This is a genomic window from Bradyrhizobium sp. 139, assembly GCF_023074175.1.
Taxonomy (GTDB): Bacteria; Pseudomonadota; Alphaproteobacteria; order Rhizobiales; family Xanthobacteraceae; genus Bradyrhizobium.
In genome coordinates this window covers 1-25555 of the sequence record NZ_JADPKS010000051.1, presented here as the reverse complement: position 1 = coordinate 25555, position 25555 = coordinate 1, and the positions used below count along the sequence as shown (strand labels likewise).

At 63.3% G+C, this 25555-nt stretch carries 25 protein-coding genes; 17 read left to right on the top strand and 8 right to left on the bottom strand.

All coding sequences use genetic code 11. The features are described from left to right. Positions 1–2 precede the first annotated feature (2 nt). The 16 genes from IVA80_RS13305 (at position 3) to IVA80_RS13230 (ending at position 16876) form a co-directional block, all read left to right on the top strand. Positions 3–641: an NADH-quinone oxidoreductase subunit J gene (locus IVA80_RS13305; RefSeq protein WP_247430209.1), complete on the top strand. Its 639-nt coding sequence runs from the start codon at positions 3–5 to the stop codon at positions 639–641. Then, entirely contained in the window at positions 638–946 is a 309-nt protein-coding gene (nuoK, locus tag IVA80_RS13300; RefSeq protein WP_008547737.1) for an NADH-quinone oxidoreductase subunit NuoK, read from the top strand. The genes IVA80_RS13305 and nuoK overlap by 4 nt, the downstream gene beginning before the upstream one ends. A 65-nt stretch (positions 947–1011) precedes the next feature. Then, on the top strand, positions 1012–3111 hold the full coding sequence (gene nuoL, locus IVA80_RS13295) for an NADH-quinone oxidoreductase subunit L (RefSeq protein WP_247430206.1): 2100 nt from the start codon (positions 1012–1014) through the stop codon (positions 3109–3111). Then, positions 3112–4620 (top strand): NADH-quinone oxidoreductase subunit M, encoded by a 1509-nt coding sequence (locus IVA80_RS13290; protein ID WP_247430203.1) that lies wholly within the window; start codon positions 3112–3114, stop codon positions 4618–4620. A gap of 22 nt (positions 4621–4642) precedes the next feature. After that, complete coding sequence (nuoN, locus tag IVA80_RS13285; RefSeq protein WP_247430201.1) at positions 4643–6079, top strand: NADH-quinone oxidoreductase subunit NuoN; 1437 nt, start codon at positions 4643–4645, stop codon at positions 6077–6079. Between the two features lies 1 nt (position 6080). Next, positions 6081–6887 (top strand): biotin--[acetyl-CoA-carboxylase] ligase, encoded by an 807-nt coding sequence (locus IVA80_RS13280; RefSeq protein ID WP_247430191.1) that lies wholly within the window; start codon positions 6081–6083, stop codon positions 6885–6887. Continuing rightward, the gene (locus IVA80_RS13275; protein WP_247430189.1) at positions 6887–8557 is read left to right on the top strand and encodes a ribonuclease J; all 1671 of its coding nucleotides are present in this window, start codon (positions 6887–6889) and stop codon (positions 8555–8557) included. The genes IVA80_RS13280 and IVA80_RS13275 overlap by 1 nt, the downstream gene beginning before the upstream one ends. A gap of 48 nt (positions 8558–8605) precedes the next feature. Then, positions 8606–9010, top strand: a complete 405-nt coding sequence (gene mce, locus IVA80_RS13270; protein WP_247430187.1) for a methylmalonyl-CoA epimerase — start codon at positions 8606–8608, stop codon at positions 9008–9010. A 9-nt stretch (positions 9011–9019) separates the two neighbouring features. Further along, positions 9020–9295 (top strand): DUF1467 family protein, encoded by a 276-nt coding sequence (locus tag IVA80_RS13265; RefSeq protein ID WP_247430178.1) that lies wholly within the window; start codon positions 9020–9022, stop codon positions 9293–9295. A gap of 378 nt (positions 9296–9673) precedes the next feature. After that, a complete protein-coding gene (locus IVA80_RS13260; RefSeq protein ID WP_247430176.1) occupies positions 9674–10021 on the top strand; it encodes a hypothetical protein in 348 nt (115 codons plus the stop codon). Between the two features lie 35 nt (positions 10022–10056). Continuing rightward, positions 10057–11349 carry an S-methyl-5-thioribose kinase gene (gene mtnK, locus IVA80_RS13255; RefSeq protein ID WP_247430173.1) on the top strand — a complete coding sequence of 431 codons (1293 nt, stop codon included), beginning with the start codon at positions 10057–10059 and terminating at the stop codon, positions 11347–11349. Positions 11350–11477: 128 nt separating this feature from the next. After that, complete coding sequence (locus tag IVA80_RS13250) at positions 11478–13067, top strand: ABC transporter substrate-binding protein (protein ID WP_247430170.1); 1590 nt, start codon at positions 11478–11480, stop codon at positions 13065–13067. A 60-nt stretch (positions 13068–13127) separates the two neighbouring features. Continuing rightward, on the top strand, positions 13128–14051 hold the full coding sequence (locus IVA80_RS13245; RefSeq protein WP_247430637.1) for an ABC transporter permease: 924 nt from the start codon (positions 13128–13130) through the stop codon (positions 14049–14051). Continuing rightward, a complete protein-coding gene (locus IVA80_RS13240; protein WP_247430167.1) occupies positions 14048–14869 on the top strand; it encodes an ABC transporter permease in 822 nt (273 codons plus the stop codon). Before IVA80_RS13245 ends, IVA80_RS13240 begins: the two co-directional genes overlap by 4 nt. Continuing rightward, positions 14866–15846: an ABC transporter ATP-binding protein gene (locus tag IVA80_RS13235; protein WP_247430163.1), complete on the top strand. Its 981-nt coding sequence runs from the start codon at positions 14866–14868 to the stop codon at positions 15844–15846. The genes IVA80_RS13240 and IVA80_RS13235 overlap by 4 nt, the downstream gene beginning before the upstream one ends. Then, positions 15839–16876, top strand: a complete 1038-nt coding sequence (locus IVA80_RS13230; protein ID WP_247430160.1) for an oligopeptide/dipeptide ABC transporter ATP-binding protein — start codon at positions 15839–15841, stop codon at positions 16874–16876. Before IVA80_RS13235 ends, IVA80_RS13230 begins: the two co-directional genes overlap by 8 nt. Positions 16877–16925: 49 nt before the next feature. On the opposite strand, the gene IVA80_RS13225 is transcribed toward IVA80_RS13230, so the two are convergent. The 4 genes from IVA80_RS13225 to IVA80_RS13210 form a co-directional block, all read right to left on the bottom strand. Beyond that, complete coding sequence (locus IVA80_RS13225; protein WP_247430157.1) at positions 16926–18107, bottom strand: CoA transferase; 1182 nt, start codon at positions 18105–18107, stop codon at positions 16926–16928. A gap of 27 nt (positions 18108–18134) precedes the next feature. Then, a complete protein-coding gene (locus tag IVA80_RS13220; RefSeq protein WP_247430154.1) occupies positions 18135–19124 on the bottom strand; it encodes a tripartite tricarboxylate transporter substrate binding protein in 990 nt (329 codons plus the stop codon). 112 nt (positions 19125–19236) lie between these two features. Further along, positions 19237–19689, bottom strand: coding sequence for a MaoC family dehydratase (locus IVA80_RS13215; protein ID WP_247430152.1), 453 nt, complete (start codon positions 19687–19689; stop codon positions 19237–19239). Positions 19690–19716: 27 nt separating this feature from the next. After that, the gene (locus tag IVA80_RS13210) at positions 19717–20193 is read right to left on the bottom strand and encodes a MaoC family dehydratase (protein ID WP_247430149.1); all 477 of its coding nucleotides are present in this window, start codon (positions 20191–20193) and stop codon (positions 19717–19719) included. A 57-nt stretch (positions 20194–20250) separates the two neighbouring features. Between IVA80_RS13210 and IVA80_RS13205 the strand changes: the two genes are divergently transcribed. Next, positions 20251–21060: an IclR family transcriptional regulator C-terminal domain-containing protein gene (locus IVA80_RS13205; RefSeq protein WP_247430146.1), complete on the top strand. Its 810-nt coding sequence runs from the start codon at positions 20251–20253 to the stop codon at positions 21058–21060. 250 nt (positions 21061–21310) lie between these two features. Here IVA80_RS13205 and IVA80_RS13200 read toward each other — a convergent pair whose 3' ends face one another. The 4 genes from IVA80_RS13200 to IVA80_RS13185 all read right to left on the bottom strand — a co-directional run bounded on the left by IVA80_RS13200 (position 21311) and on the right by IVA80_RS13185 (position 25423). Then, the gene (locus IVA80_RS13200; protein WP_247430144.1) at positions 21311–22339 is read right to left on the bottom strand and encodes an ABC transporter permease; all 1029 of its coding nucleotides are present in this window, start codon (positions 22337–22339) and stop codon (positions 21311–21313) included. A 12-nt stretch (positions 22340–22351) separates the two neighbouring features. Next, the gene (locus tag IVA80_RS13195) at positions 22352–23854 is read right to left on the bottom strand and encodes a sugar ABC transporter ATP-binding protein (protein ID WP_247430141.1); all 1503 of its coding nucleotides are present in this window, start codon (positions 23852–23854) and stop codon (positions 22352–22354) included. Between the two features lie 6 nt (positions 23855–23860). After that, positions 23861–24883 carry a sugar ABC transporter substrate-binding protein gene (locus tag IVA80_RS13190; RefSeq protein ID WP_247349284.1) on the bottom strand — a complete coding sequence of 341 codons (1023 nt, stop codon included), beginning with the start codon at positions 24881–24883 and terminating at the stop codon, positions 23861–23863. Between the two features lie 135 nt (positions 24884–25018). Then, positions 25019–25423, bottom strand: a complete 405-nt coding sequence (locus IVA80_RS13185) for a globin (RefSeq protein ID WP_247430633.1) — start codon at positions 25421–25423, stop codon at positions 25019–25021. Positions 25424–25555 lie beyond the last annotated feature (132 nt).

Below are 25555 nucleotides of genomic sequence, written 5' to 3'. Positions count from 1 at the left end.
GCATGATCCTTCCCGCGCTGTTCTTCTATCTCTTCGCCGGCGTCTGCGTCGCCTCGGCGGTGATGGTGATTGTCTCGCGCAATCCCGTGCACTCCGTGCTGTACCTGATCCTGGCCTTCGTTAACGCCTCCGGCCTGTTCGTGCTGATGGGCGCCGAATTCCTTGCGATGATCCTGATCGTCGTCTATGTCGGCGCGGTCGCGGTCCTGTTCCTGTTCGTGATCATGATGCTCGACGTCGATTTCCTCGAGCTGCGCGAGGGCTTCATCGAGTACCTGCCGGTTGGCCTGGTGATCGGCGGCATCTTTCTGTTCGAACTGCTGCTCACTGTCGGCTTTTGGGTCATCAACCCCGGCGTCTCCAAGACGATCACGGCGGCGATCCCGACCAATGTCAGCAACACCGAGGCGCTCGGGCTCGTGCTCTATACGAAGTACATCCACTACTTCCAGCTCTCGGGTATGGTACTGCTGGTCGCCATGATCGGCGCGATCGTGCTGACGCTGCGCCACAAGGCGAGCGTGAAGCGGCAGGACATCAACGTTCAGAACGCGCGCACGCCTGATATGGCGATGGCGATGCGCAAGGTGGCGCCGGGGCAGGGGCTCTCGGATGCCGACGCGGCGGAGTGGGTGAAATGACGATCGGGCTCGGACACTATCTTGCCGTCGGCGCGATCCTGTTCACGCTTGGGATCCTCGGCATCTTCCTGAACCGCAAGAACATCATCGTCATCCTGATGTCGATCGAGCTGATCCTGCTCTCGGTCAACATCAACCTTGTGGCGTTCTCGACCTTCCTCGGCGACATCGTCGGCCAGGTCTTCGCGCTTCTGGTGCTGACCGTCGCGGCCGCTGAAGCCGCGATCGGTCTCGCCATCCTGGTGGTCTATTTCCGCAACCGCGGCTCGATCGCGGTTGAGGACGTCAATCTGATGAAGGGTTAACGCGCATGATCCGGAAAAGTGGATGCCGGTTTTCCGGTCAAATCATGCGTAAAGAGAAATAAGTCATGGTCCAGGCAATCGTTTTTCTGCCTCTGCTGGGCGCCATCCTTGCTGGCCTGATCGCGCTGTTCGGCGCGCATGCCCGCAACCCCTCGGGCGACACGGTCGAGCATCACGACGATCACGGCCATGGCGCGCACGCCCATGCGGCCGATACGATCAACGAGGATGCCTCGGTCATCCGCGAGACCCATCACGAGCCTGGCGACGGGCACGACGACCACCACGTATCCGAGCCGCCGGCGGCCGGCTCGCGCGGCGCGGAGCTGATCACGACGGCACTGCTGTTCGTGTCGGCGGCGCTGTCCTGGATGACGCTGGTCGATGTCGGCTTCATGCACCACGACATGCGCATCCCGCTGTTGCCTTGGATCCTCTCGGGCGACCTCCAGGTCTACTGGACGCTGCGGGTCGACACGCTCACCGCCGTGATGCTGGTGGTGGTGACGACTGTGTCCTCGCTCGTGCACCTTTATTCCATCGGCTATATGGACGAGGATCCGAACCGGCCGCGCTTCTTCGGCTATCTCAGCCTGTTCACCTTCGCCATGCTGATGCTGGTGACGGCCGACAACCTCGTGCAGCTGTTCTTCGGCTGGGAGGGCGTGGGTCTGGCTAGCTATTTGCTGATCGGCTTCTGGTACCAGAGGCCCTCGGCGAACGCGGCGGCGATCAAGGCCTTCGTGGTCAACCGCGTCGGCGATTTCGGCTTCGCGCTTGGCATCTTCGCAATCTTCATGCTGGCCGGCTCGACCGATTTCGAGACCATCTTCCATGCAGCTCCGAGCCTGACCGGGAAGACTATCGACTTCCTCGGCTGGCACGCCGACGCACTGACCCTGACCTGCCTGCTGCTGTTCATGGGTGCGATGGGCAAATCGGCGCAGTTCCTGCTGCACACCTGGCTGCCGGACGCGATGGAAGGCCCGACCCCGGTCTCGGCGCTGATCCATGCCGCGACCATGGTCACCGCCGGCGTGTTCATGGTGGCGCGCCTGTCGCCGCTGTTCGAGCTCGCGCCGAACGCGCAGGCCGTCGTGATGTTCTTCGGCGCCACCACCGCGTTCTTCGCCGCGACCATCGGCCTCGTCCAGAACGACATCAAGCGCATCGTCGCCTATTCGACTTGTTCGCAGCTCGGCTACATGTTCGTCGCGATGGGGGCGGGCGCCTATTCGGTCGGCATGTTCCACCTCTTCACGCACGCCTTCTTTAAAGCGCTGCTGTTCTTGGGTTCCGGCTCGGTGATCTACGCGATGCACCACGAGCAGGACATCCGCAACATGGGCGGCCTGTGGCGCAAGATCCCCTACACCTATGCGGTGATGGTGGTCGGTACGCTCGCGCTGACCGGCTTCCCGCTCACCGCCGGCTACTTCTCCAAGGACGCCATCATCGAATCCGCCTACGCCGCGCACAATCCGTTCGCGATGTACGGCTTCCTGATGACGGTCATCGCCGCCGGCCTGACCTCGTTCTACTCCTGGCGCCTGATCTTCAAGACCTTCCATGGCGAGCCGCATGACGAGCAGCACTTTGAGGCGGCGCATGAGGCCCCGATCTGGATGCTGATCCCGATCGGCGCGCTGGCGGTCGGCTCCATCATGGCCGGCTTCCCGTTCAAGGAACTGTTCGCCGGCCACGGCATCGAGGAGTTCTTCCGCGAGTCCGTGAAGATGAACCCGCACATCATCGAGGAGATGCACCACATCCCCGAGACCATCGCCGTCCTGCCGACGGTGATGATGGTGCTGGGCTTCCTGGTGTCGTACCTGTTTTACATCCGCCGGCCGTATCTGCCGGTTGAGCTCGCGAACACCCAGCCGATGCTGTACCAGTTCCTGCTCAACAAATGGTACTTCGATGAGCTCTACGACTTCATCTTCGTCCGTCCGGCGAAGTGGATCGGCTACCAGCTCTGGAAGAAGGGCGACGGCTTCATCATCGACGGCCTGGGCCCCGACGGCATCTCGGCCCGCGTACTCGACGTCACCCGCAACGTCGTGAAGATCCAGACCGGCTATCTCTATCACTACGCGTTCGCCATGCTGATCGGTGCCGCCGGCCTGATCACCTGGTTCATGTTCGGCCTTGGAGGCCAGTAAATGACGACCTGGCCCATCCTTTCGGTCACGACCTTCCTACCGCTGGTCGGTGCGCTGATCGTCTATCTCAGCCGCGGCGATGACGAGGCGGCGCGGCGCAATGCGCGCTGGATCGCGCTCTGGACCACGCTGATCACCTTCGCAGTGTCGGTGCTGCTGGTGATGCGCTTCGACCCGTCGAACGCCGACTTCCAGTTCGTCGAGAAGGCGAACTGGCTCGCCACCGGCATCACCTACCACATGGGTATCGACGGCATTTCGCTGCCACTGGTGATCCTGACCACCGCCATCATGCCGTTCTGCATCATTGCGAGCTGGAAGGCGATCACCAACCGCGTCCGCGAATACATGATGGCGTTCCTGATCCTGGAAACGCTGATGATCGGCACCTTCTCGGCGCTCGATCTCGTGCTGTTCTACCTGTTCTTCGAGGGCGGCCTGATCCCGATGTTCCTGATCATCGGCGTCTGGGGCGGTCCGCGCCGGGTCTACGCGTCGTTCAAGTTCTTCCTCTACACTCTGCTCGGCTCGGTCTTGATGCTGCTCGCCATCATGGCGCTGTACTGGAATGGCGGCACCACCGACATCCCGACCCTGATGCACACCGCCGTGCCGCGCTCGTTGCAGACCTGGGCGTGGCTCGCCTTCTTCGCGTCCTTCGCGGTGAAGATGCCGATGTGGCCGGTGCACACCTGGCTGCCCGACGCCCACGTCGAGGCGCCCACGGCGGGCTCGGTGGTGCTGGCTGCGATCCTGCTGAAGATGGGCGGCTACGGCTTCCTGCGCTTCTCGCTGCCGATGTTCCCGCTGGCCTCGCACGACTTCGCGCCGCTGGTCTTCACGCTCTCGGCCATCGCCATCATCTACACCTCGCTGGTCGCCCTGATGCAGGAGGACATGAAGAAGCTGATCGCGTACTCGTCAGTGGCGCATATGGGCTTCGTCACCATGGGCATCTTCGCCGGCACCATGCAGGGCGTCGCCGGCGGCGTGTTCCAGATGATCTCGCATGGCATCGTCTCCGGCGCGCTGTTCCTCTGCGTCGGCATCGTCTACGACCGCATGCACACCCGCGAGATCGCGGCCTATGGCGGCCTCGTCAACCGGATGCCGCTTTACGCGCTGACCTTCATGGTCTTCACCATGGCCAATGTCGGTCTACCCGGCACGAGCGGCTTCGTCGGCGAGTTCATGACGCTGCTCGGCACTTTCAAGGTCTCGATCCCGACCGCGTTCTTCGCCACCTTCGGCGTGATCCTGTCGGCCTGCTATGCGCTCTGGCTCTACCGCAAGGTCGTGTTCGGCGCGCTGGTCAAGCCGTCGCTGATGAGCATGAAGGACCTCACCTTCCGGGAATGCCTGATGCTGTTCCCGATGATCGCACTGACGATCCTGTTCGGAATCTATCCGAAGCCGGTGCTGGACATGTCGGCGGCCTCGGTCCAGCAACTCGTCAACAACTACAACACCGCTGTGACGGCCGTGAAGGCCGCCGCACTGCTCCAGTGAGCGGGCAGGTCAGGATATCGCCATGAGCTTTGAGACTGCAGGTTATCAATTGGCGCCGGTGGTGCCCGAGCTCGTGCTCGCGGTCGGCGCCATGGCACTCTTGATGCTGGGAGCCTATCGCGGAGAGGCGACCACCAAGACGGTCACCTCGCTGGCGGTCCTGCTCCTGGTCGTGGTCGGCGTGCTCGTCTACGCGCAGCCCGCGGGCAAGCAGGTGACGTTCGGCGGCAGCTTCATCGTCGACGATTTCGCCCGCTTCATGAAGATCCTGGCGCTGATCGGCTCGGCCGTGACGCTGGTGCTGTCGACCGAGTTCCTGTCGGATCCGTCGCGCCGCATCTTCGAATACGCGATCCTGGTGCTGCTCTCGACGCTCGGCATGATGGTGCTGATCTCGGCCGGCGATTTGATCTCGCTCTATCTCGGCCTCGAGCTGATGTCGCTCGCGCTCTACGTCGTGGCGGCCTCGAACCGCGACAACGCCAAGTCGACCGAAGCCGGCCTGAAGTACTTCGTGCTCGGCGCGCTGTCCTCGGGCATGCTGCTCTACGGCTCCTCGCTGGTCTATGGCTTCACCGGCACCGTCAGCTTCACCGGAATCGCGTCGGCCGCGACGGTCTCGAATGTCGGCCTGGTGTTCGGTTTGGTCTTCCTCCTCGCCGGTCTCTGCTTCAAGGTCTCGGCCGTGCCGTTCCACATGTGGACGCCCGACGTTTACGAGGGCGCTCCGACCCCGGTCACCGCCTTCTTCGCCTCCGCGCCGAAGGTGGCCGCGCTGGCCGTCTTCACCCGCGTCACGCTCACCGCATTCCCCGGCATCGTCTCGCAGTGGCAGCAGATCCTGGTGTTCGTGGCGATCGCCTCGATGGCGCTCGGCTCGTTCGCCGCGATCGGCCAGACCAACATCAAGCGCCTGATGGCTTACTCCTCGATCGGCCACATGGGCTTTGCCCTGGTCGGCCTGGCCTCCGGCACGGTCGAGGGCGCGCAGGGCGTCTTGATGTACATCGTGATCTATGTCGCGATGACGCTCGGCTCGTTCTCGATCATCCTGGCCATGAAGCGCAACGGCCAGGCCGTGGAGCAGATCAGCGATTTCGCCGGTCTCTCGCGCACCAATCCGCTGCTCGCCTTCATGTTTGCGATGCTGCTGTTCTCGCTCGCCGGCATTCCGCCGCTCGCCGGCTTCTTCGCCAAATGGTACGTCTTCGTCGCCGCGATCAAGGCGAACCTGTTCACGCTCGCCGTGATTGGCGTGCTGACCAGCGTGGTGGGCGCCTACTACTATCTCAGCATCGTCAAGACGATGTATTTCGACGAGCCGGCCGGCCAGGTCGACCCGGTGCGCATCGAAGTGCGGACGGTGCTGGCGGTCGCGGGCCTGTTCAACATCCTGTTCGCCCTGTTTGCGGGCCCGGTGGTGAGCGTCGCCTCCGCCGCCGCCAAGTCGCTGTTCTAGGATGGTGTTCGCGCTCGGTTCTCGCGCACGGTCGGCGGGCTACAAGCTCGCGGCTTTCGAACGGACCGGCTCGACCAATACCGAGGCGATCGAGCACGCGAGGCGCGGCGAACGCGGCCCGATGTGGTTCGTCACGTCCGAGCAGACCGCCGGCCGTGGCCGCCGCCAGCGCGCCTGGATCGCGCCGAAGGGCAATCTCGCGGCCAGCGTCCTCGAGATCGTCGACGTCGCGCCTGCCGTTGCAGCCACGATCGGTTTCGCGGCTGGACTGGCAGAGGAAGCGGCCCTTGAGAAGGTCAGCATCGAGGCCGCCCTGCGGCTCGGACCCGACCGTCCCCGATACGCCCTGAAATGGCCAAATGACGTGCTTGCCGGCCGCAGGAAGCTCGTCGGCATCGGGCTTGAAGCCGAAGCCGTCGGCGATCGCCTTGCCGTGGTGGTCGGCATCGGCACCAACGTGGTTGCTGCGCCGGAGGGCACGCCGACGCCCGCGGTGTCGCTGGCCGCACTCGGCGTCCAGATCAGCGCGGAGGAGCTGTTCTCCGCGCTGTCCGATGCCTGGGTGGAATTCCGCGGCATCTGGGACAACGGCCGCGGCTTTGCCGAGATCCGCAAGTTGTGGCTCGAGCGCGCCGCCGGTCTTGGCGAGAAGGTCGCGATCCACACCGGAACAGTGACGCTCGAAGGCATTTTTGACACCATCAACGATGACGGCTGCCTGATTGTCCGCACTGTTGACGGCCGACGCCTGCCGGTGGCGGCCGGCGAGGTGTTCTTCGGCTCGGCCGCCTCCGTGGGAGCTGCGTGATGGCGAAACCTGACGAACTGGTCTTTGCGCCGCTCGGCGGCGTCGGCGAGATCGGCATGAACCTGTCGATTTACGGCCTCGGCAATCGCCAGCAGCGCGCCTGGCTCGCGGTCGATCTCGGCGTCTCCTTCGGCGACGAGGAGCATCTGCCGGGCATCGACCTGATCATGCCCGACATCAGCTTCCTGGAGAAGGAACGCAAGAACCTGATGGGCCTGGTGCTGACCCATGCCCATGAGGACCATTTCGGCGCCATCATCGATCTCTGGCCGAAGCTGAAATGCCCGATCTATGCGACCCAGTTCAGCGCCGCACTGTTCGAGGCCAAATGCGCCGCCGAGCGCAATGCGCCGAAGATCCCGGTGACGGTGGTGCCGTCAGGCGGGCGCGTCGATATCGGCCCGTTCAACGTCGAGTTCATTCCCGTCGCGCATTCGATCCCGGAAGCGCACGCGCTGGCGATCCACACCACAGCCGGCACGGTGCTGCACACCGGCGACTGGAAGATCGACCCGACCCCGACCTTGGGGAGGCCGACCGACGAGAAGCGGCTGCGCGAACTGGGCGAGGCGGGCGTGCTCGCCCTGATCGGCGATTCCACCAACGCAGTGCGTGACGGCCGCTCACCCTCCGAGGCCGAGGTCGCGCGAACCATCATCGACCTGGTCAAGGCCGCCAAGGGGCGCGTCGCGGTGACGACCTTCGCCTCCAACGTCGCGCGCATCAAGGCCGTCGCCGCCGCGGCCAAGGCCTCCGACCGCGAGGTGGTCGTGGTCGGCCGTGCCATGGAGCGCGTGGTGCAGGTCGCGCGCGAGACCGGTTATCTCGATGGCGTGCAGAATTTCCGTTCGCCCGAGATCTACGGCCACCTTCCGCAGGACAAGGTGCTGGCGCTGTGCACCGGCAGCCAGGGCGAGCCGCGCGCCGCGCTGGCGCGCATCGCCAACGACGACCATCCCGAGATCACGCTCAACCGCGGCGACAGCGTGATCTTCTCCTCGCGCACCATCCCGGGCAACGAGAAGGCCGTCGGCTCGATCATGAACAATCTGGTGCTTCAGGGCGTGGAAATCATCACCGACCGCGACCATCTGGTCCACGTCTCCGGCCATCCCCGCCGCGACGAATTGCGCGACATGATCTCCTGGGTAAAGCCGCAGCTTCTGATTCCCGTCCATGGCGAGGCCCTGCATCTGCACGAGCACGCCAAGCTCGCGCGCGCCGCCGGCGTGCCGCGCGTCCTGGTCGTTCGCAACGGTGATCTGGTCAAGCTCGGCCCCGGCGATCCCGGCGTCGTCGGCCAGGTGCCTTCGGGTCGTCTCTACAAGGACGGCACGATTCTGGAGGACTCCAAATCGCGCGCCGTGATCGAGCGCCGCCGCATGGCCTTCTCCGGCTGCGCCTTCGTCGCGGTGGCGATGACAGAGCAGGGCGATCTGGTCGATGATCCCGAGGTCGATCTCGTCGGCATTCCCGAGAAAAACAGGGCCGGCGAGCCCTTCGACGATCTCGTCTTCGACGCCGTGGTCTCCACGATCGAGGGCCTGCCGAAGGCGCGCCGCCGCGATGCGGATGCGCTGGCCGAGTCGGTGCGACGCGCGGTGCGGGCCGTCATCAACGAACATTGGGGTAAAAAGCCCCTCTGTCTGGTACATGTCCTGACAGTCTAAATCGTTCAAGCATGGTCGGAAACGGATCATGCTCCAGGGGAGAGAACCATGCTGGGCCGGCTCAATCACGTCGCGATCGCGACCAAGGACGCCGTCAAGGCCGCCAAGATCTACGGCGCGGCGTTCGGGGCGCAGATCTCGGAGGCCGTGGCGCTGCCCGAGCATGGCGTCACCACCGTGTTCGCGACGCTGCCCAATACCAAGATCGAGTTCATCGAGCCGCTCGGCGAGGCCTCGCCGATCGCAAAGTTCCTCGAGCGCAATGCCGACGGCGGCATCCACCATGTCTGCTACGAGGTGGTCGACATCATCGCTTCGCGCGACACGCTGGTGAGGGAGGGCGCCCGGGTGCTCGGCGACGGCGTGCCGAAGATCGGTGCCCACGGCAAGCCGGTGCTGTTCCTGCACCCGAAAGATTTTTCCGGCGCGCTGGTCGAAATCGAGCAGGCATAGGGCCGCCCCATGGCCATCCAGATATCGACCGCGGTTGCGATCTACTTCGTCATCTGGTGGGTCGCGCTGTTTCTGACGCTGCCGTTCGGTGTGCGTAGCCAGCACGAGGACGGCGTGGGCGCGCCAGGCACCGATCCCGGCGCGCCGATCCTGACGCGGATGCGAGGCAAGCTGATCTGGACCACGATCATCTCGGCGATCATCTACGGGATCGGCATAGCGGCCTATCACGCAGGCTATCTCTCGATCGAACGCCTGTCGAAATTGATGGGAATGCCGTTCTAGTTTCACCTCTCCCCGGAGGGGAGAGGTCGGATTGCGCAGCAATCCGGGTGAGGGGCCGCAGTAGGCGGTGAGACTGTAACCCCTCACCCGGATCGCATCTTTCGATGCGATCCGACCTCTCCCTTCGGGCTAAGGCATGCACACATCTCAAAAACGGAATCTAATACAGGGACTTAGATGACCCCAGGTTTCGGAACCGCCCAAAGAGCGGTCGGTCAGCTATCATTGAAAAGACTTGCGCTTTCTATTGATGCTGACCAACGGCCGAAAGATGTGTGCACGCCTTAGCCCTTCGGGAGAGGTGTAGCACCTCGGCAGACCTTGTTTAGTCTCGTCACTTGCTTAGAATTTTGTCTGCGTCGTTGTTGGGGGGAACGAATGACTTTTCAGAGGATGGTCATCGCGCTTCTGGTGCTGATCGTCGCCGGCCTTGGCGGCATTGGCTATTTGGAGTGGAAGATGGCCGTGCAGGTCCGGACGCTGAAGGCGTTCGTCGAGGGCTACGTCTTCAATGAAGCCGTGATGGCCTGCGAGCAAGCAAAGAGCTCGACGCCGTTCAAATGGAACGGCGGCAAGAGCACCTCGGTCATCGGGCTGAACTCGGTCAAAACAGACAAATACACCGTGAGCGCCAGCTACACGCTGGTGGCGGACAGCGTCTATTGCGATTACGATCCGATCAAAAGAAAGGCCGAGATCGGCTCGAGCTTCCTGGAGCGGGAGTAGCGATCCGGCCATGCCAGGCATGGGATGGGATCGTCATGACCGAGGGGAAGGCGGAAGACTACCGGATTCTGCATGAGGCGGTCCTGCGGGACTATCTCGCAGGCGTTCCGGACCTCAAGGCGCTCCTTGGCGGCGAGCCCGCCGCCTGGGAGATCACCGAAGTCGGCGACGGCAATCTCAATCTCGTCTTCATCGTCAAGGGCGGCCGCGGCGGTGTCGCCGTGAAACAGGCACTGCCTTATGTCCGGCTCGTCGGCGAAAGCTGGCCGCTGCCGCTGTCGCGGGCCCATTACGAACATTTGGCTTTGTCCCGGCAGGCCCAGCTCGCCCCCGGACTCGTGCCGGGCCTGCTGCATCACAATGAGACACTGGCGCTGACGGTGATGGAGCTGCTCGAGCCCCACATCATCATGCGCAAAGGGATGGTCGCCGGCACGCAGTACCCGCGCTTCGCCGGTGACATCACCACCTTCATGGCGCGGACGCTGTTCTTCACCTCCGACCTCGCGCTTTCCGCCGCCGAGAAGAAGGAGGGCATCGCGGCGTTTGCCGGCAACCATGCGCTCTGCAAGATCACCGAAGACCTGATCTTCACCGATCCCTATCGCATCGCCGAGCAGAACCGCTGGACCGTGCCCTATCTCGATGCTCTGGCTGCTGAATTGCGCGATGACATGGAGTTGCACGTTGCGATCTCCCGGCTGAAGCTGAAGTTCATGGCAAGCCCGGAGGCGCTGCTCCACGGCGATCTCCACACCGGCTCGATCATGGTGACGGAGGGCCAGATCCGCGTGATCGATCCCGAATTCGCGTTCTACGGCCCGATGGGGTTCGACGTCGGCGCCGTGCTGGCCAATTTGCTGATGGCCTATTTTGCGTCAGCGGGCCACGAACGCGCGCCGGGCGAGCGGATCGCGTTCGAGAGTTGGGTGCTGGAGACGGTGGAGCAGGTCTGGAGCGAGTTCGCGCGAAAATTCCTCGAGCTCTGGCGCGCGGGCGCCGCCGGCGACGCCTATCCGGTCTCGCTCTTCGCCGGCGAGAAGGGCGCGGTACGCCTGGAAGCCGAGCGGCAGGCCTACATGCAGCGTCTGTTCGCCGACACGGTCGGCTTTGCCGCCGCAAAGACCATCCGCCGCATCTTCGGCCTCGCGCACAATATCGATTTCGAGCTGATCGAGGATCCGCGCAGACGGGCGATCAGCGAGGCCCGCGCCGTGCGGCTGGCGAGGGCTATGATGGTGCAGACGTGGGCGTTTCCAGCGATCGCCGATGTTGCCGCTGCGGCGCAAAAATTGCGCGACTGGCAGCCGGAGTTTGCGACCGGCTAGGGCGCGGACTCACAAATCGGGAGCTCGCGAGCGCTACATTCGCATACGCCCCCTCAAGGAGCTTGCGCTCGACATGCTGCGAATGATCAACTCGCTGATCGGAGCACGCCTGCATTGTCGGAGGAAACATGACGTTCAGGATGATGGCGATCGTTGCTGGTTTGGGACTGACGCTCGCCGCCACGGCAGAGGCCCAGACCCCGCGCAAGAGCGGAACCATCCGCATGACCGCGCCCTATGGCTCGAGTTTCACCAGCCTGGACATTCACACCACCCAGCGCGCCCAGGACGAGATCTACGCCAAGGCTCTGCACCGGTCGCTCTACATCTGGGACTCCGCTGCGGGCAAGCCGGTTCTCGAGCTTGCCAAGGAGGATTTGGTCTCGGGCGGGGGTCTCGTCCACACCTTCAAGCTGCGCGACGACGCCTATTTCCACCACGGCCGCAAGATGACGGCCGACGACATCATCTGGTCCTACAACCGCATCATGGACGGCACCAAGGCCTATCCCGGCGCGCGCTTTGTCCGCGTGATCGAGGGGGCGGCCGCGGTCGAGAAGGGCCAGGCCAAGGACATCTCCGGCCTCAAGAAGATCGACGATTTCACTATTGAGATGAAGCTGACCGAGAAAGTCGACCCGGGTTTCTACTTCTTCAACGCGCTGACGTCGATCTATCCCGCCGACGAGGCCGCGAAGGAAAGTTACCTTCAGAAGCCGATCGGTCTTGGACCCTTCAAATTCGTCGAGCACGTGCCGGGATCGCGCATCGTTCTGGAGCGGTGGGACCGGTTCTACAAGGCCGGCAAGCCCTACGCCGACAAGGTCATCGTGTCGGTCATGGGTGAAGCCGCGGCACGCGATGTCGCCTTCCGCAACAAGGAAATCGACACCTCGGTGCTGGGACCTGCGCAGTATGTCGCCTATCAGAACGACGCCGACCTCAAGGGCACCATCGTCGAAGTCGCCGAGGTCTTCACGCGTTACATGGGGATGAATCCCGCATTCAAGCCGTTCGCGGACAAGCGCGTCCGGCAGGCGATCAACTACGCGATCGATACCGACCTGATCATCAACAAGCTGGTCAAAGGCAAGGCCTATCGCGCCACCAGTTGGCTGCCGCTGACCTCTCCCGCCTACGACAAGGCCATGAAGCCCTACGCCTTCGATCCCGCCAAGGCCAAGCAGCTGCTTGCCGACGCCGGCTATCCCTCAGGATTCGAATTCGAATGGACCACCAGCCAGAATGAAAGCTGGGGCCTGCCGATCGTTACGGCCGTCATTCCGATGCTCGATAGAGTGGGCATCAAGGCGAAGGTCAAGCAGGTCGAGACCGCGGTGCTGGCGGAGGTGATTCGCAGCGGCGACTACCAGGCCTTCGTCTATTCCCAGGCGACCGGCCCGGATCCGCAGGCGGCGCTGAAATGCTTCCACTCGTCGACGCCGCAATCGGCCTGCAACTACATGAACTTCAAAAATGCCGAGTTCGACAAGTTGGTCGATGAGGCCGGGCAGAGCGACGACGTCGCAAAGCGCGGTCAGCTGCTGCAAAAGACCAACGCCTTACTCTATGAAGAGGCGCCGGTCTGGTTCTTCAACTACAACAAGGCAGTCATGGCCGTGCAGCCGTGGCTCAAGGGGATACAGTTGAACGCGACGGAGCTGACCCATCAGAACGTCGAAGACCTCTGGGTGGACGAGAACTCGCCCGCGAAGTGACACGCGCTCTCGCGCTCTCTCCATTGCAACAAGCGATGGAGGGAGAGAGGAAAAGTGCCGATGCTCTCCTTCCTGTTCCGTCGTCTCTTGCAGACCGTTCCGACCGTGCTCGCTGTCGTGCTGCTGGTCTTTGTGCTGTTCAGCGTCGTTCCCGGCAGCATCGCCTCGACCATGAGCGATGATGCCGATCCGCAGGTCGAGATGCGCATGAAGAAGCAGCTCGGCCTCGACGAGCCCGTCTACGTCCGTTTCAGCGCCTACATCGCCAAGCTCGCGACCGGGGATTTCGGGACGTCGTTCCGGACCCGCGAGCCGGTCACAGCCATGATCGCCAAACGGACATGGCCAACGCTGCAACTGATATTCGCAGCCATGGCGTTCGCGATCGTGGTCGGCGTGCCGCTCGGTTTCGTCGCTGCGTTGCGGCCGGGCGGTATCGTCGACACGGTCTCGATGGTCGTGGCGGTGTCGGGCCTCTCGATGGCCAAATTCTGGCTCGGGCTGCTGCTGATGTACCTGTTCGCGTTGAAACTCGGCTGGCTGCCGAGTTTTGGCTATGGCGACGGAGGGGGCAAATATCTGATCCTGCCGGCCGTGACACTCGGCGTCTCGCCGATGGCGCTGCTGGCCCGGACCACGCGCGCCGCGGTCCTCGAGATCATGACCGCCGATTTTGTCCGCACGGCGCGCTCCAAGGGCATGAGCGAGACTCGGGTCGTGAAGTGGCACGTGATGCGCAACGCGCTCGTCCTGATTCTCACGACAATGGGCCTGCAATTCGGCGCGTTGATGGGGCAGGCGGTCGTCGTCGAGAAATTGTTCTCGTGGCCAGGCATCGGCTCGCTGCTCGTCGACAGTGTCCTGCAGCGCGACATTCCGGCCGTCCAGGGCTCCATTCTCATGGTGGTGCTGTTCTTTCTCGCGATCAACTTGCTGATCGACGTGCTCTACGGCGTGATCGATCCCAGGATCAGATACGCATGAAGCTCCGTGCCAATCTCGTCATGGGTGGCGCCTTGTTTGCGCTTGCCATCCTGGTCGGCCTGCTCGCGCCCTGGCTGGCGCACACGGATCCCGTCCTGGACGCCAACCTGATGAATGCGGAAGAGGCGCCGAGCTGGACCTGGTGGTTCGGGACCGACGGGCAGGGCCGCGACATCTATTCCCGCGTCGTCTACGGCGCGCGCATCTCGCTGACGGTCGGCATCGTCTCGCAGCTGATCAACAGCGTCATCGGCGTGGCCCTGGGCCTGAGCGCCGGCTATTGGGGCGGCTGGTGGGACGATGTCGTCAATGGCCTGACCAATCTCATGCTCGCAATCCCATCCCTGATTTTCGCGCTTGCCATCATGGCGGTGCTTGGCCCCGGCCTGACCAGCCTGCTCATCGCACTCGGGTTGACCAACTGGTCCTTCACGTGTCGGATCGCTCGGGCCTCGGCGCTGTCGCTTCGGAGCCAGGGCTATGTGCAGGCCGCAACCGTGCTCGGCTACGGTGACTTGCGGATCATGATCACGCAGCTGCTGCCTAACATGCTCGGACCCATCGTCGTTATCGGCACGCTGGGCATGGGCAGCGCGGTCTTGTCCGAAGCCGCGCTTTCGTTCCTCGGCCTCGGCGTCCGCCCGCCGTTTCCAAGCTGGGGCAGCATGTTGTCGGAAGCCCGCGACCAGATCACGACGGCGCCGTGGCTCTCGGTTTTTCCAGGCCTTGCCATCTTCCTGACGGTGCTCGGCCTCAACCTGCTCGGCGACGGCCTGCGCGACATTCTCGATCCACAATCGCGGAGCCGACGGACATGACCGGCTCGCCGCTGATCGAAGTCGAGGATTTGCGCATCGATCTCAACCATGGATCCCGCAAGGTTCCCGCCGTGGAGGGCGTGTCGTTCCGCATCGATCGTGGCGAGACGTTCGGCCTGGTCGGTGAATCCGGCTGCGGCAAGAGCATTACGGCTCTCGCTTTGATTGGCCTGTTGCGACAGCCGTTGTCGGTCGGCGGCGGCGTCATTCGATTTGAGGGGCGGCAGATCCAGCACCTTTCAGCGGCCAAACAGCGGGAGCTGCGCGGCAATCGCATCGCCATGATCTTCCAGGAGCCAATGACGGCACTGAACCCTGTCTCACCGGTGGGGCGGCAGATCGCCGAGATGTTCGTGCTGCACAAGGGCAAGAGCTGGCGAGAGGCCAACCGGCTGGCGGTCGAGGCGCTGGCCAGCGTCCGTGTCCCCGCGCCGGAGCGGCGCGTCAACGATTACCCGCACCAGCTCTCCGGCGGCATGCGTCAACGTGTGATGATCGCCATCGCACTCGCATGCGGTCCGGACCTGCTGATCGCCGACGAGCCGACCACGGCACTCGACGTGACCGTGCAAGCCGAAATCATCGAGCTGATGCGGAATCTGTGCGCCGAGCGAGGAACGGCGATCTTGATGATCACCCACGATCTCGGCCTGGTCGCCAATGTCTGCCGCCGCGTTGCCGTCATGTATGCCGGCCGCATTGTCGAGGAGCGCGGCTCGGCCGAAATTTTCCGCGCGCCCTCGCACCCCTATACCCAGGGTCTTGTCGACTCGCTGCCGCGGCTCGGCAGTCGCGCCGCGGTTGGCCGCAACCGGCTCAAGGAGATCGCGGGCGTCGTCCCGGCCATCACGAATTTCCCTGACGGCTGCCGGTTCAATCCGCGTTGCGGGCAGGCGACCGACATTTGCCGGACCACCGCACCGGAGACGACATCGCTGGCATCAGGCGGTTTGGTGAGGTGTCATCACCATGCATGAGCCGCAGGGCAGGCCGGACGACGATATCATTCTCAGCGTCGAGGATCTCGCGGTCCATTTTCCGCTGGGGGGCGGCCTGCTGGGCCGCGGCCGCCGGCTGCTCCGTGCCGTCGACGGTGTCGATCTCAGGCTGAAGCGCGGCGAATGCCTCGGCCTCGTCGGCGAGTCCGGCTCCGGCAAATCGACGGTTGCGTTGTCGATCCTTGGTCTCTTGACGCCGACGCGCGGCCGCATCGTGCTGGACGGACAGGTCGTGACGAACCGGCAATCGGGTGATCGGAAGGCGCTGGCCCGTATCGTGCAGATGGTGTTTCAGGATCCCTACGCTTCGCTCAATCCGCGCCAGACCGTTCGTCGCACGCTTGAAGACCCGCTGCGTGTGCATGGCGTGACCGCCGCGGGCGAGATCGAGGACCGCGTTGCGACGATGCTGCGGCATGTGGGCCTGCGGCCCGAACAGTCGGGCCGCTACCCGCATGAATTCTCGGGCGGCCAGCGCCAGCGCATCGGCATTGCGCGTGCGCTGATCCTCAATCCCAAAATCGTCATCTGCGACGAACCGGTCTCGGCGCTCGATGTCTCGATCCGTGCCCAGATCATCAACCTGCTGCTGGAATTGAAGGAAACGCTCGGCCTCTCCTACATCATGATCAGCCACGATCTCGGCGTCGTCGAACATATGAGCGACAGGGTCGCCGTCATGTATCTCGGCCGCATCGTGGAGAACGGCGACTGGCGCGAGATCTTCGAACGTCCCGCGCACCCGTATACGCAAGCCCTGATCGCCGCGATTCCCGATCCCTTGCGCCATGCACCGCTCGGGACGACAGGGGGTGACCTTCCCAATCCCCTCGATCCGCCGGACGGATGCGCGTTCAGCCCGCGCTGTCGTTACACCGAGGCCGTGTGCCGGAGGGAGCCGGGGCCGTCGCTGGAGACGCGCGCTGACGGGCATGCGGTGAGGTGTTGGCGGGCCGAGGAGATTGCGGGGCGGGCGGTATTGGCTTCGACCGAAACCGGGCATCGCTAGGAAGGAGGGGGCGCCCGACGAGTGATCGGTCGATTCCACGTCACTTGCATCATCGCCCAGCGATCGATCCCTCGGTTTGCATGGCGAGGATTTCAGACTCCGCGTAACCGATTTCACCGAGTATCCCTGCGGTGTGTTCGCCGACCAGAGGCGACCGGCTGCGGCTGATCGGTTGGCTCGCAAAGGGGGACGTCCCCGGTATCTGCGCGACCGCAATCGTGCCGACGCCGGGATGTTCGACATACTCCACCGTGCTTAGAGCCTTGGTTTGCGGATGATCGAGAAAATCGCCGTAAGTCTGCACGGGCGCGTTCATCACGCCGGCCGCCGTCAATTTTCCCGCCCAATAGGCGGTCGGCTGTTTAGCGAACTCTGTACGCAGGATCGCGAGCAGAGACGCTTCGTTTTTTATCCGCAGTTCGCGGCCTTGATAGACCGGATTGGCCGCCACATCGGGCCGTCCAATGACTTCGCACAGGGCAACGAAGTGCTGCTCCCGCATCGCCGTGACGTTGAGATAGCCGTCGCTGGTACGCATCGTCGCTACAGGAGAATAGAGCGGCTGCGGCTCGCCGCCTTCCAGATGATATTCCATGATCTTTGCCGCCTGGAATGCCGCTGCAGCCTGCATCAGGCTGGCTTCGATATAGCCGCCCGTTCCAAACCGAAACTTGCGCACCAATGCGGTCGCGACCGCCTGGAACGCATAGAGACCGGTGACGACGTCGACCGGGATCATGGTGAGACGGTTGGGCACGCCATCGCTTGACCGGGCGACCGTCATCAAGCCCGAAAAGGCCTGGATCACCGCGTCTGTCACCGGCAGCATCGCGTTCGGGCCCTGGCTGCCAAATCCATTGATCGACAGATAGATGATGCCAGGATTGGCGGACTTCGCCTCCTCATAGGCAAGACCGTATTTCGCCATCACGCCGGGCCGGAACGCCTCGATGACGACGTCGCTCAGTTTCATCAGCTTCCGCGCGACTTCGAGCCCACGCGGTTTGGTCAGGTCAAGGGCGATCGACCGCTTGCCCCGGTTGAAGGCGATCGAGTGCGCAGTGTTCTGACCATAGGGGCGGCCGAGGGTGCGCCCCCAATCTCCTGCGATCGGCTCCACCTTGATGACGTCGGCGCCGTGCTGTGCCAGCAGCATGGCGCTATGAGGTCCCGCGATGCCCTGGCTAAGATCCAGAACGCGAATTCCACTGAAGGCTTCCTTGTCGGTCATAATGTTTTCGTCTGTGTCCGCGTACGCCTATTCCAGGGGCACGTTGGCGGTCTTCACTACGGCAGACCATTTCTTGATTTCGGCATCCACAAAACGCGTGAAATCAGCCCCCGACAGTTTGCCGGGAGCGACGCCTTGAGTTGCAAACTTCTCGGCGATCGCCGGCGTAGCCAGGATTTCCTTCATCACTTCCACTAGGCGGGTATAGGCCGCATTGCCATTGGCTGCCGGCATGTACATGCCAAACCACGCGGTGGCTTCAAAGCCTCTGACGCCGGCCTCGTCGAGCGTCGGGACATCGGGAAGCGACGCGGCGCGCGTCATGCTGGTGACGGCGAGCACGCGGATGTTGCCGGCCGAAGCCGCCGGAAGCACGGTCGGCAGCGTGTCGAACATGATCGGGATATGGCCGCCAAGCAGATCGTTCATTGCCGGCGCGGCGCCCTTGTAGGGAATGTGAACGATATCGACGCCCGCCATTTGCTTGAACAACTCGCCGGACAGATGATTGGCGCCGCCGATGCCCGAGGAGCCGAACGACAACTTGCCCGGATCTTTCTTGGCCATGGCGATCAGTTCGGCCACGGTCTTCGCCGGAAAATCCTTGGAAACCACAAGCGCGTTCGGCGCGCTCGCGACCACGGCCACGGGCGAGAACGCGGTTTCCGTATCATATGGCAGCTTGCGGAACAGGCTCGGATTGATGACGTGGTGGGTTGCGGTGATCAGCAGCACGCTGCCGTCCGCCGGGGATTTCGCCACCATCTCGGACCCGATGGTACCTGACGCACCGGCGCGATTTTCCACGATGGTCGAAACGCCGAGCTTTTCGCCGAGGTATTGCGCGATGAAGCGCGCAAGAATGTCCGTTGTGCCGCCGGCCGGGAACGGAACAACGATCTTGATCTGACTCGGGGGAAACTGCTGGGCAGACGCCGAGCCCGGCGAGATCGTGAGCGATAGCAGCGCCAAGCCAATAGCGAGCCGGAGCGTCTTCACCCTTGCAGTCCAGTTCATGTCGTTCTCCCATCGAGCGGTCGACGCGCGCTCGTCTTGTTATCGTTGTCGTAAAGGCTTGGCGCGATCGATGCCGATCTCGGCGCTGCGAAGCGCAGTGTTACGCCCGGGGTCAGGCCGCGATTGAACCGGATACCGGAAATTCAACCATGGCTTCACCGGCTGCGACGTGTTCGCCCTTCTGATTGCGGACTAGCACGTCGATCAGCACCCAGCGCGATTTCTGCGTCGACTGCTTGGATTTCACCACGCCCAAGGGCTGAATCGTGTCGCCGGGTTTGACCGGCTTGAGCCAGCGCGTCTCCAGGCGACGCTGAATGGCACCGGCAGGATAGGCCCAATCGGTCAGCATTCGGGTGATCAGCCCGAAATTGTTCATGCCGTGCATGATGATGCCGCCGAAATTGGTCTTGCCGAAACTGTTCTTCATGTAGTCGTCGTCGAGATGCAGCGGGTTGTAGTCGAGCGATCCGTCGCAGAACAGGCGGATGGACTCCCGCGAGACGTCGAACTTCGGGCCGTTGATAGTGTCGCCGACGGAGAGATTTTCGAAGCTGGTGCTCATGCCGTGTTTCCTTTTCTGTCGTTGCGATCAAGCGGGGCGGATGGTCTGGCCGCGGCCGGAACAGATGACGTCGCCGTGCTGATTGAAGAACACGTTGTCGTGGACGACGAAGAGGCGCTCGCGCTTGATGAACTTATCCAGTGCGCGGGCTTGCAGGGTGATGGTATCGCCGGGCCGCGCCGGCTTGTTGTAACTCCAGGATTGGCCGGCATTGATGGTCCCCGGCGTTCGCATCCAGTCGTCGGTTGGGGTGCAGGCGAACATCAGCAAGATGTGGATCGACGGCGGCGCGATCAGCCCGCCATACGGGGTCTTCCTGGCGTAAGCCTCGTCGAAATAGAGCGGGTGATCTTCGCCGACCGAGCGGCAGTAGAGCTGGATGGCCTCCAAAGTCAGCTTGTAGGGAAGTGTTTTGCGCGGCTCACCGGGGACGATCTCGTCCCATACCTTGCGCAGATTAGCGTCCTTCCAGAAATCGGTCTCGAATGCGGGCGCTTGCGTCATCGCGTCTCCTCCCATATTGTTCGCCAGGCGAACGAATTAGTCGATTTGTGAAACACTATGCGCGGAGCTTGCCCGACTCCGCAAGGGGCTTTGAAATTGCCAAAAGAGAGTGATGGATATGTTCGAGCGATAGAACGAGGTTTCGCCCTGATCGAAGCGCTTGGCCGATCCCCAGGTCGGCACACGCTTTCGGAGGCCGCCGTCCACGCGGGCCTCAATCGCGCAACGGCGCGACGCATGCTCGCCACCCTCGTCACGCTGAAATATTGCGAAGCCGACGGCCGTTACTTCCGCCTGCGGCCTCGCGCTCTCGGTCTTGGATTGTCCTATCTGAACGCCTTGCCGTTCTGGGGCTATGCCCAGCGGGCGCTCGAAGATCTCCGCAACGACATCGGCGAATCCTGCGCGCTCGCCGTGCTCGATGAAACTGATATCGTCTATGCCCTGAGACTTCCGGCGCGGCGTATCCTCTCGGCCAATCTCGGAATCGGCAGCCGGCTCCCCGCGCATCTCGTCTCGCTGGGACGGGTGCTTCTGGCTAATCTTCCGCCGGAGCAGCGAGACCGACATTTGGCGAACACGCCGCTCAGGTCAGTTACGCCACGCACCATCATCGACACCGATCGCCTCGCTCGGGAGCTGCGATTGACGCAGGAGCGGGGCTACGCCTGGGTCGATGGCGAACTCGATCCGGCGATTTGCGGCATCGCCGTTCCTATTCGCGATCAGGGTGGTAGCGTCGTTGCCGCGATCAGCATCAATTTGATTTCCGGTACTGTGAGCGAAGTCGCCGCAAAGAAACGATATCTCGTGCGGCTTCAAAAGACCGCGCAGGACATTCGGACTCAATCGGTCTCGACGTCGTGATTCAGGAAGAGGCGGCCGGGTTCAGGAGCATCAAGCCGGCGAGACGCGCACTCCGGAAAAGCGCTCGCCGCAGCGCGCACCGAGCGGCGGATCTCAGGCGACACGGTGCCGCCGCATGATGTGATCTTGCGCCTGTTTTGCCCGACGTGTCAAACGCCCCTGAGGCGCCGGCCTGGGCCACCCAGCGCAAAATTCTTCAATGATTTGTACTGTGCATGGGGTTGTTTTCGCGTTTTTTGTTTGGAGGGCGCTACTCCGCCGCTTTTTCCCTTAGCCGCTGGGCATAAACATTGATCACCAGCGCCGCCAGCAGGATGAGGCCGCGGATCAGGATCTTCAAAAAGCTGTCGATGTTGACGTGGTCGAGGCCGTTGTTGAGCACCCCTAACACGAACAGGCCGACGATGGTGTTGCCGATGCCGCCGCGGCCGCCGAACAGGCTGGTGCCACCGACGACGACGGCGGCGATGGAGTCGAGCAAATAGGTGTCGAACTCGTTCTGCTGCGCGCTGCCGAAATGGGCGACGCCGAGCATGCCGCCGATGCCGGAGCACACCGCCGAGATCACCATGACGGCACCGAGGATGAGCTTGACGTTGAGGCCGGAATATTCGGCCGCCTCGCGGTTGCCTCCGACCATGTAGACATAGCGGCCGAAGCGCGTGTAGGTCAGCACCAGATGGCCGCCGAGCAGCATGATCGCCGCGACGATGACGATCCAGGGAATGCCGCCGATCGATCCTGAGCCGAGCGTGGTGATCACGCCAGGCACCTTGTAGGCGATCTGGCCGCGCACCAGCAGCGCGGAGATGCCGGCCGCGATCTGCATCATGGCGAGGGTCATGATGAAGGAGGGGATGCCAATCACGGTCAGCCCCAGCGCATTGACGAGCCCGAGCAGCGCGCACAGCAAAATCGCCATCAGGATTGCGGCGGCGCCGGGGAGGGGAATGTTGGGGATGTTGACGTAGGATTCCTGCAGCGTGAAGTAGGCAACCGCGATGCCGGTGACGTTGGCGATGCTGGCGATCGAGAGGTCGATCTCGGCGCAGAGGATCACGAAGGTGAGGCCGACGGCGATGATGCCTGTGACGGAGACTTGCGTCAGGATGTTGCCGAGATTGTCCAGCGTGGCGAAGGACGGGCTGGCGAGAGCGAAGAAGGCGGACAGGAAGATCAGGGTGAGGAACGGTGCGATGTTGCGCATCTGCGAGCGCAGGAACGGCGCGATGCCCCGCGCCCGCTGACCTGCCGCCAAAGCCGTTTCACTGCTCGCCATTGTACCTCTCCGTCACGCCGCTTGCAGCAGGCGGTCCTTGCTGACCGGCTCGTTCCTGAATTCCCGCACCACCGTGCCGCGCTTGAGCACGAGGATGCGGTCGGCCAGCGACAGCACCGTTTCCGGCTCGGTCGACAGCACGATGATCGCAAGCCCCTTGGCACGGAGGTCGCGGACGATGTTGATGACGTCGTTCTTGGCGCCGACATCCATGCCGCGGGTCGGCTCGCACAACACCAGCAGCTTCGGCGGAAAGGTCAGCCATTTTGCCAGCGCGACTTTCTGCTGGTTGCCGCCGGAGAGCATGCCGAGATCGAGACCGACCACCGGTGGCCTGATCTGCAATTGCTCCACCTGGCGCCTCGCGATATCGCGCTCCCGCGCCGGCTTGAGCAGCAGGGCCGAGATGCGGTCGAGGATGCTGATCGAGACGTTCTTGTAGACCGGCTCCTGGTGGAACAGCATCGCGCGCCGGCTCTCCGGCACCAGCGCCACGCCCGCGCGTCGGGCCGCCGCCGTGCTGGCGAAGGTTTTGGGCTTACCCTCGACGGCGAGCGTGCCGCCGTCCGGCTTCAGCTTGCCAAAGAGGATGCGCGACAGCTCCTGCTGGCCGCAGCCCATGAACCCGTAGACGCCGAGCACCTCGCCGGCGCGCGCTTCGAAGGAGATGTCCTTCAGGCTGCGGGCCAGCGACAATTGGTCGACCTTCAGGACCACCGCGCTGTCGCTCGGCCGGGGCAGCATGAGGTCATCGGTGTAGCTGTGCTCGAGCGCTTCGCCGCCGCGGCCGATCATGGCCTCGATCAGCGCACCCTTGCTGGTCGCGGCCGCCGCGGTCTCGGCGACCTTCCGTCCGTTGCGGAACACGGTCACCGTGTCGGACACAAGCAAGATGTCCTCGATGAAATGCGAGATGAAGACGATGCCGGTGCCTTGCTCGCGCAATCGTCGGAGTGTGGAAAAGAGCCGTTCGACCTCGGGCGGGGAAAGAGCGGAGGTCGGCTCGTCCAGGATGACGATGCGCGCGCCGGAAAACAGCACGCGCGCGATCTCGATCAATTGCTGAAGCCCGATCGGGAGGTCGCCGAGCCTGCTCATCGGATCGACGTCGATGCCGAAGCGGGCGAGCTGCTCGCCGGCCTCGCGCGCCATCCGTCGCCATTGTACCAGGCCGAGCCGGTTGGTCGGCTGGTTGCCCAGGAACACGTTCTCCGCGACTGTGAGATCGGGCGCGACGCTCAGCTCCTGGTGCACCATGGCGATGCCGGCCGCGTGTGCATCGCGGGCCGAGCGGAAATGCGTCTGCTTCCCATCGATCAGGAAGCGGCCGGAAAATTCGCTGTGCACGCCGGCGATGATCTTCATCAGCGTGCTTTTTCCGGCGCCGTTCTCGCCGACGAGACCGTGGATCTCGCCGGCTGAGAGCGCGAAATCGACACCGCGAAGCGCTTCGACGCCGCCGAAGCTCTTCGTGATGCCCTGCAGTTCCAGGATGGGCTGACGTCCCTCAGGCATGGAGGGTCAGATCAGGAAGTGATCCTCCATCCACTGCATACCGGGTGCGTTGGCCTTGGTCACAACCGGACCGTCGGTGACGACGTTCTTGGGAATGCCCTGTCCGCTCTTCTCCCCGCCGACGACCGCGGAAACGCCCGCGACGATCGCGCCGCCATGGATGCGGCAGGACGGATTGCGGACGGTCGCGAACATGCGGCCTTCACTCACGGCCTGGATCGCCGGCGGCATCGCATCGACGCCGCCGATCAGGATGTTGGTGCGGCCCCGCGCTTTCATGATGTTGGCGGCGGCAAGCGCCATGTCGTCATTGTGGAAGAACGCTGCGTCGATCTGCGGGTACTTGGTCAGATAGGTTTCCCAGAGACGTGCGGTCTTGGAGACGTCCCAATCTGCGGGTTGAGTATCCAGCACCTCGATGCCAGGGAATTGCTTCACGACATTGTTGAAGCCTTTGGCACGGCCCTGCGCGCCGGTATGGCCGAGCGCGCCCTGCGTCATGATGATCTTGCCCTTGCCGCCCATGGCGTTGCACAGCGCCTGCGTCACGGACGCGCCCATGAACTCGTTGTCGGGGGCGAGGAAAGAGTGGACGTTGATCTGGTCGAGAGGGGCAATCAGCGTGTCCATGTCGATCACGGGCGTGCCGGCGTCGATCATCTTCTGCACGGGCTGGGTGAGGGTGCCGATGCCAAAAGCCTGGATGGCGACGAAATCCCATTTCTGCGAGGCCATGTTGTCGATTGCCGCGCGCTGCTTCACCGCATCGAGCTGGCCGTCGAACCAGGTGACCTCGACGTTAAACAGCTTGCCCCAGAACTCCGCGGCCTGCTTGCCCTGCGCGCACCAGGTGGCCTGGAGGCCCGCATTGGAGAACGCCGCCTTCAGCGGCTTCTCGCTTCGTCCGACTTCGGCTGCAAGGGCGGGGTTTATGCCCATGCCGCCGAGGATGGCAGCCCCGGCGCCGGCGGTTGCCGCCGCTTGAAGAAGATCGCGCCTCGTCGTCGAGAAATCTTTCGTCCCGGACATCGCTCGCTCCCATATATTTATCGTCGGCGCGTCATTGATTGCGCGACCGATACGGAAAGTGTCTCACAAGAGTTGATGCCACTCAATCTGCAATCACGCGAGATCGCCGCAACCGGTGTTGGTGCAGCGCAAGCGTCAGGCCTGAACGGCGGCAAATGCGTCGATCTCGATGAGCAGTCGGTCCCAGGCCTGCGCGACATCCGGCGACCATTCATCGCCGAGCAACCCGCGCAGCGTATCCCTGATCACGGCAAAGAAGGCGATGAACAGCTCGCGCGGCGTGCCGTAGCCATCGTGCGAGGCGACCTCGCACGCGATCAGCCGGAAATGCCCGCGACGATCACCGGCGAAGTCGAGAATCGCCTCGATCGTCAGCGCGAGCATCGATCCCATCACGAGCTCGCTGCCTTGCGTGCGGAACATCGCCCGCGTTTCGGGATGCTGTTCGAAGAGCCGTTGGTAAACGAGTGGCGTGAGATCCGCGCAGCGCGAGGCTGCGAGTTCGAAGCTGTTTTCGATTGGATTAGGGGGAGCATTCATCGGCGCTTCAGCCACGCGGAATCGGCATAGGGGGCGACCTTGTGGGTCGCTCCCCTGCCACACCACCCGGCATGCGGGTCCGCACCGGGCGGTTCGAGAAGTTGAGGTCATGAGAGACGGGGCAATCCCAGC